Annotated in this window: 8 protein-coding genes; all 8 read right to left on the bottom strand. The window is 61.8% G+C overall.

What is annotated here, in order from left to right:
- Nucleotides 1-306 (bottom strand): type II TA system antitoxin MqsA family protein (locus tag NFX52_RS25610; RefSeq protein WP_252635872.1); only part of this gene is annotated, 306 nt, incomplete at its 3' end.
- Nucleotides 307-318: 12 nt separating this feature from the next.
- Nucleotides 319-732, bottom strand: coding sequence for a hypothetical protein (locus NFX52_RS25605; protein ID WP_156358579.1), 414 nt, complete (start codon nt 730-732; stop codon nt 319-321).
- A gap of 30 nt (nt 733-762) precedes the next feature.
- Nucleotides 763-2,487, bottom strand: a complete 1,725-nt coding sequence (locus NFX52_RS25600) for a restriction endonuclease subunit S (RefSeq protein ID WP_162239738.1) — start codon at nt 2,485-2,487, stop codon at nt 763-765.
- 11 nt (nt 2,488-2,498) lie between these two features.
- Nucleotides 2,499-2,957 (bottom strand): hypothetical protein, encoded by a 459-nt coding sequence (locus tag NFX52_RS25595; RefSeq protein WP_055394145.1) that lies wholly within the window; start codon nt 2,955-2,957, stop codon nt 2,499-2,501.
- Nucleotides 2,950-3,537: a nucleotidyltransferase domain-containing protein gene (locus NFX52_RS25590; protein WP_055394146.1), complete on the bottom strand. Its 588-nt coding sequence runs from the start codon at nt 3,535-3,537 to the stop codon at nt 2,950-2,952. Before NFX52_RS25590 ends, NFX52_RS25595 begins: the two co-directional genes overlap by 8 nt.
- Nucleotides 3,538-3,696: 159 nt before the next feature.
- Entirely contained in the window at nt 3,697-5,175 is a 1,479-nt protein-coding gene (locus NFX52_RS25585) for a type I restriction-modification system subunit M (protein WP_055394148.1), read from the bottom strand.
- A 72-nt stretch (nt 5,176-5,247) separates the two neighbouring features.
- Nucleotides 5,248-5,808 carry a hypothetical protein gene (locus NFX52_RS25580; RefSeq protein ID WP_055394150.1) on the bottom strand — a complete coding sequence of 187 codons (561 nt, stop codon included), beginning with the start codon at nt 5,806-5,808 and terminating at the stop codon, nt 5,248-5,250.
- A 60-nt stretch (nt 5,809-5,868) separates the two neighbouring features.
- Nucleotides 5,869-6,170 (bottom strand): type I restriction-modification enzyme R subunit C-terminal domain-containing protein (locus NFX52_RS25575; RefSeq protein WP_289781629.1); only part of this gene is annotated, 302 nt, incomplete at its 5' end.

The following is a 6,170-nucleotide window of genomic DNA, read 5'->3' as shown; positions in this document are numbered from 1 at the left end:
GCTGAACGCCACGGGCCCGCCGCCAAACAGCTGGGCTGCCTGGGCCTGTTTGAGCTTGTATTGCTTGCGCAGTGCAGCAATTTCATCGCCCGTCAGCAAGCCATCGACCTGCTTGCGAAACGCCATCACGATGCGCTTGTTCAGCTTGGACTCCGCCATGCCAACGTAATCTGACGTGCAGGTATCGCACAGCTGGTAGTGCATAGGCAGCAACGCTCTGGTGCCCTTGTATTCCGTCTCTACTGCGCGTGTTTGCGCAGTAACGTGACCTTCGCCGCAAATGGCGCACAGCGCCTGGTTTTCCATGACGGCTCTCCTTCAAGACAGGTGACAAGACACCAGCAACACCAGTTGCCCCGCCTTGCCCACTGCAAACTTCACAAAATATTCAACGCCCATCTCTTTGTCCACGGAGGCCACCCATTCCACGCGGCGCAGGGCGTAGGCATCGCACGCCGCCAGCGCATTGCGGCCATTGGTGCACCACTCGGAATCCCGGTAGTCGCCTGGGCGCAAATGCCCCAGCAGACCGGCTACAGCCTCCAGATCCCCCGCAAACAAGTCGTACACCGCCTTGTCGCAACGGTCTGTCCAGGTATTCAGCCCACCGGCCGCCGCAAGCTTCTGAACCCGGGTCAACTCGTACAAGGGCCCGCTGGCGATCTTGACGCGCCCCTGCCCGTCCTCGGGAGGATTCAGACTGTACTCTGAAACGACGACTATTTTTACCATGGTGGTAATTTTAGAGGGGCATTAGGGCCATCACGCCACAGAAGCCACCAGCCCCTCGGCCAGACGGGCCTGCACTGCCTCGCGCTCGGCCAGGCGCTGGCGCAGGTCGGCGCACAGGCGGCGCAGGGCGGTGATGCGGGTGACGATGCGGGATTGTTCAACCAAGGGAGGCACAGGAAAGGCGCAATCCTTCAGCTGCGTCATGTTGATGGAAGCCAGATTTGTCGTTTGCTTCGCAGATGACGCGAAGTAGGCACGAGCGACAGCCGAATTTAAATACAACTCGGCCCACACCGGATTCCAGGCTGTAGAGATCCCTCGAGCCTTGAACACATGGTTTTGGTGCAAGCAGGTTGGCAGCTCATCACGCCAGGTGGCCGTGCGCCCGACTTTGTCCCAGTCACCCCCCTCGGTTATGAGCAGATCGCCGTTGAGGAGCTGAAATCGAGATAACTCGCTCTGGTCTATGACGACCTCTTTCATCGACGACAGATTCAGGTGCCAGCGCTGCACGTTCGCCACGCGCAAATATGGCAATGAAACAGGCATAGGTATTGCAGTCTTACGGCCCATTGTCACGCCACTGGAAATCAGCACGATTTCACCCAGACGTGCCCACCCCCACCCCACAGGCAACTCAAACGGTTTTTCCTCGTCGGTGATGGGGGGCAGGGGTTTGTCGCGTTTGATCTGGCCGGTGGCGATGAGGCGGTCTTTTTCGGCGCGGATGCGTTGCAGCAGAGCGCTGGCGGGTTCGTCCTGGGGGTCTTGCGGCACCAGCAGGCCGCGCACGGCCAGTTGCAGCAGGGTTTGCTCCAGGGCGTCGATGGCTTCGGGGCGGTCGAGCAGCAGGTCGAAGTGCTGGGCCACGCGCTGCCAGTTGTCGGCCAGTTCCTCGGGCGTGGTGCTGGCGGTGAGCGTGCCCAGCAGGGTGCTGACCAGTTGGGCGTGTTGCGCGGCCTCCAGCTGGCCCTTGGCGTCCAGCGCATCGCACAGGCGCATGAGTTCTTCGACGCGGGTTGCGATACGGGATTGTTCGGCGAGGGGTGGGAGCGGGACAGGCAACGCCAACACCACCTCACGCGATACGTTTTTCATCGAGCTGCTGGTCCCCGACGCATTCGCCGCGTAGTGCTCACGCGAGTAGCTTGCGTTGTTCACCATGTTGAGAAAGGCACGATTCATTTGGCTGGAAACCGCCAACCGAATGATCTTGTCGCTCAACATGAGCTGAGGTTCCGCCACTCCGACCAACACCGAGCGCGCAACGAGTTCAGCAGTGTTCGCCCGAGACAGAAGGAAGTCGTCGTCCTTAACTTCATATTCAGGCTTGGGCGCCAGCTCCGAGGGCAGCTCCTTGTTGGCTGTCGGGTCAAACCTTCCCCAAGATACTGCGCTGACCTTCAAAACGCCCCAATGGCCGGGGCGACGAGGAGAGCCAATACAAGTGGGACTCCAGCCAGCTTCACTGGCATTTACCACCGCTCCAAGCCGCACCCATTCCCACCCCACCGGCAACCCAAACGGCTTTTCCTCCTCCGCAATCTCCCCCAGCGGCTTGTCGCGCTTGATTTGGCCCTCGGCAATCAGCCGATCCTTCTCCGCCCGGATCTTCTGCAGCAGCACACTCGCCGGTTCATCCGCCGGGTCTTGCGGCACCAGCTTGCCTTGCACGGCCAGGGTCAGGATGAGTTCGCGCAGACGGGCCACGCCGCCGGGGGCGGTGGCCAGTAAATCCAAATTTGATAGCAGCATGCGCTTATCCATCAAGCGCCAGAGGCGTTTTTATTCAACAAAGGGGCTAGCTTCTGCTGCGCCAGCAGGCTGAGGGCTTGGGCCTGTTGCAGGCATTCGAGCAAGGCTTGCTCCGTGACCAACTCGCCGTCGTAATCGCTCAGGTTGCGCTGTTTGCGCAGGGCGTCGAGCACGCGCACGGTGGAGGGGCTGACGCCCAGGGTGTGCACCAGGCAGCCTATGGTGGTTTGGTGGTGGCCGGGCTTGCTGGTGGAGGTGCGCCAGCCCTGGGCGTGCAAGGCGGCATCGGCCACGGCGCGGATGGCGGTGTAGGCGCAGTCAAAGCGTGTCTCGGTGCTGTTGTCGGTGCGCTGCGAGTCTTGCAGACGGGTGCGCGCGGTGGCCAGCATTTTTTGCAGCAGGGCGGCGGAAAACGGCACTTTGTCCAGCTGGCCGATGCGCGCCAGGTTGTTCAGTTCTTCTTCAGGCATCCAGTTCTCCGATCAGCATTACTTTTGGCTTGGCTAGCAGCTCTTGCACAAAGGGGTTTGCTTCGGCGCGTTTGCTGGCCCATTCGGCAGCGGTCATCACCTTGGGGTTGATGTCGCGCCCCAGTGGGGCCTGGGCGGCATAGGTGGCTTCCACCACCTGGGCAAAGCTGGCGCTGCCCACCACCAGCAGATCCACATCGCTGCCCGCATGGGCGCTGCCGCTGGCCATGGAGCCAAACACAAAGGCCAGCGCTACCTGCTCGCCCAGCGGTTGCAGGGCCTGCCGCAGCACATCGGCCAGGCCGGTGGTTTTGCGGATGAGGGCTTGCAGTTCGGCAAAGATGGGGTGGCCCTGGTTGGCCTGGAACTGCACCTGGTTGCCCACGCGCTCGCTGGTGAGCAGGCCCACATGGCACAGCGCGTCCAGCTCTTTTTTCAGGGTGCCGGGGGCGGCCTGCGTCTGGCGGGCCAGTTCGCGCAGGTGCATTTTTTGGTCGGGCTGCATCAGCAGCAACGCCAGCACTTTGCGGCGGTACTGGTTGGGGAACAGCAGTTCAGCAACCGTAGAATTTGTTTTCAAAATAAAAACGATTGTTTTCTATTGGAAAACGTATTGTGCACTCCAACGGGGGAATGTCCAGTGCCCTACGCTGCAAACCGTGGCCTGGGGCAGGCGCATACCGGGGGCCTGGGCGCGGCGCAGTTTGCTCCATTTTTCATAGCTAATAGCGCTTATCCATCAAGCGCTGGCGGCTGTTTTTGCCAAAGACTGTGCGAGGATGCCTTTCAACTCGTCACGCAGGGCCTGGGCCTCGGTTTGCAGGCGGGCGTAGTCGGCCAGCAACACCTCGGGGTCGTGGCTGGTTTGTTCGCCGACGTGGGGGTTCTTCTGGTCGAGGTTCCAGTTGGCGGCCTTGATCTGGTCGATGCTGACCTTCCACGCCCGTTCGTTTTCCACGCGGGCGGCAAAGCCATCGGCCTCGGTGCCCCACCAGGCTTTCTCAAAGTCGAATTCTTCGATGCGGATGGGCTTGGTCTTGTTGTAGTTCTTCACGCCCGGCGGGTACGGGTGCTCGTAGTACCAGACGTGCTGCGTGGGCTGGCCCTTGGTAAAGAACAGCAGGTTGGTCTTGATGCCGGTGTAGGGGGCGAACACGCCATTGGGCAGGCGCACGATGGTGTGCAGGTTGCACTCGGTGAGCAGTTGCTCTTTGATGCGGCTTTTGACGCCTTCGCCAAACAGGGTGCCGTCGGGCAGCACCAGGGCGGCGCGGCCGTTGACCTTGAGGATGTGCTTGATGAGCACCAGGAAGAGGTCGGCGGTTTCTTTGGTGCGCACGTCGGCGGGGTAGCCCTGTTCGATGCCGGGTTCTTCCACGCCGCCAAAGGGCGGGTTGGTGAGCACCACGTCCACGCGGTCGGCCTGGGTGTAGTCGCGCAGGGGGCGCACCAGGGTGTTGTCGTGCCGGATGTTGCTGGGCACCTCGATGCCGTGCAGCAGCAGGTTGGTGACGCAGAGCATGTGCGGCATCTGCTTTTTCTCGACGCCGCGAATGCTGTTTTGCAGCACGGCTTCTTGGTCGGCGTTGTGGACCTGCTTGCGCAGGTGCTCGATGGCGCACACCAGGAAGCCGCCGGTGCCGGTGGCAGGGTCGAGCACCACCTCGCCCAGTTGCGGGCTGACTATGTCCACCATGAACTGGGTGACGGCGCGGGGGGTGTAGAACTCGCCCGCGTTGCCTGCGCTTTGCAAATCCTTGAGGATTTTTTCGTACAGGTCGTTGAACTGGTGGCGCTCGGCCTGGCGGTTGAAGTTGATGGCGCCCAGTTTGTTGACCACCTGGCGCAGCAGGTGGCCGCTTTTCATGTAGTTGTAGGCGTCTTCAAACACGCCGCGCACCACGTAGCCGCGCGGGTTGCGGGCGGGGTCTGCGCTCAGGTTCTTGAGCGTGGCAAAGAGCTGGTTGTCCACAAAGTCGAGCAGCGCCTCGCCGGTGATGCCCTCGGGGTCGGCCGCCCAGTTGCGCCAGCGCATGGCTTCGGGGATGGGGCTTTGGTAGTGGTCGCGCGTCAGCTCCAGCTCTTCTTCGAGCGCATCAAACACCTTGAGGAACAGCAGCCAGGTGAGCTGGCTGATGCGCTGGGCGTCGCCATCGACGCCGCTGTCCTGGCGCATGATGTCCTGGATGGATTTGATGACGGGGGTGAGGTTGGACATGGGTGGCAGAGTTTGAGAAAAAACGGGCTCTAGCGCTTATGGGATAAGCGCTAGCAGCTATTATTTTGTGAGTTATGGCGCCACTGTTTCGGGTGGCATCCGGGGCAACAGGCGGTCACGATAGAGCGCCCCCTGGGCACGGCAGGCGGCGAGTTGCTCTTTGAAGCTGGTCCGGTAGTTTGGCCCCAGCCAGGCGCTGAAGCCCACCAGCCCGTCGCAGATGACCTGCCCTTGAAACACCAGCAGACCGCAGGAGATGACGGCACCGCTGCTGCCAAGCAGCTCTTTGAGCGGCGTGTTCAGCGTTTTGATGGCATAAGCCGCATTCGTCTCATGGGGCTCCAGAAAGTGACTGTGTGTGGCGGTGTCGTTGACATAGATCCAGTTGTCAACGCGCAGCGTGTGCACGGCTTGCAGCACGTCGTCGGCGCAGAAGCGGCCCTGCTGGCCCTGCAGGTGTGCCAGCGCTGGCTGCAAAAGCGCAGGGTTGGCATACAGGGCATCGCGTGCCGCGGCCAGTTGCGTCACCACATTCGCCTTGGGCTTGGTGATGGGGATAGCTTCGAGCAGGCTTTGGTAGTTGGCAATGAAGTGCCGCGCCGCTGCAGGGTCGATGCATTTTTTGTTCGTCATAGGGGGTTCCAACGCGGCTCTTGAGTGGCTGGCGTTTGTCTGAATTTCGGCGGGCAGCAGTCAGCGGGGTGCGTACAGCTCGCGCTCCAGCGTTTGCAGCGCGCTCAAGTACTGCGGGCGGCCGCCAAAGCTGCGCACCAGCTCGGCGGGGCTGCCCAGGTGGGTGAAGGGTTGAACGCTGAACACGTTGTCGGCCTCGATGGTGGCAATGCCTTCGTCGGCGTATTTGTCGAGCAGGGCTTCGAGCACCTTGCGCGCCACGGGGCCGTATTGGGTGAAGACGTTGCGCTTTTGCACGCGGCGGGCGCGCTCGCGGCGGGTGAGCAGGGGCTGGTCGTAGGCCACATGCAGCAGCAGGTCGA

This window comes from Acidovorax facilis (assembly GCF_023913775.1).
GTDB lineage: Bacteria > Pseudomonadota > Gammaproteobacteria > Burkholderiales > Burkholderiaceae_C > Acidovorax > Acidovorax facilis.
This window is presented reverse-complemented; position numbering and strand designations above follow the sequence as displayed.

Excerpts from the sequence above, each read along its gene's own strand:
- NFX52_RS25605 (WP_156358579.1), bottom strand. The coding sequence starts at position 732 with ATGGTAAAAATAGTCGTCGTTTCAGAGTACAGTCTGAATCCTCCCGAG.
- NFX52_RS25600 (WP_162239738.1), bottom strand. The coding sequence starts at position 2,487 with ATGCTGCTATCAAATTTGGATTTACTGGCCACCGCCCCCGGCGGCGTG.
- NFX52_RS25595 (WP_055394145.1), bottom strand. The coding sequence starts at position 2,957 with ATGCCTGAAGAAGAACTGAACAACCTGGCGCGCATCGGCCAGCTGGAC.
- NFX52_RS25585 (WP_055394148.1), bottom strand. The coding sequence starts at position 5,175 with ATGTCCAACCTCACCCCCGTCATCAAATCCATCCAGGACATCATGCGC.
- NFX52_RS25580 (WP_055394150.1), bottom strand. The coding sequence starts at position 5,808 with ATGACGAACAAAAAATGCATCGACCCTGCAGCGGCGCGGCACTTCATT.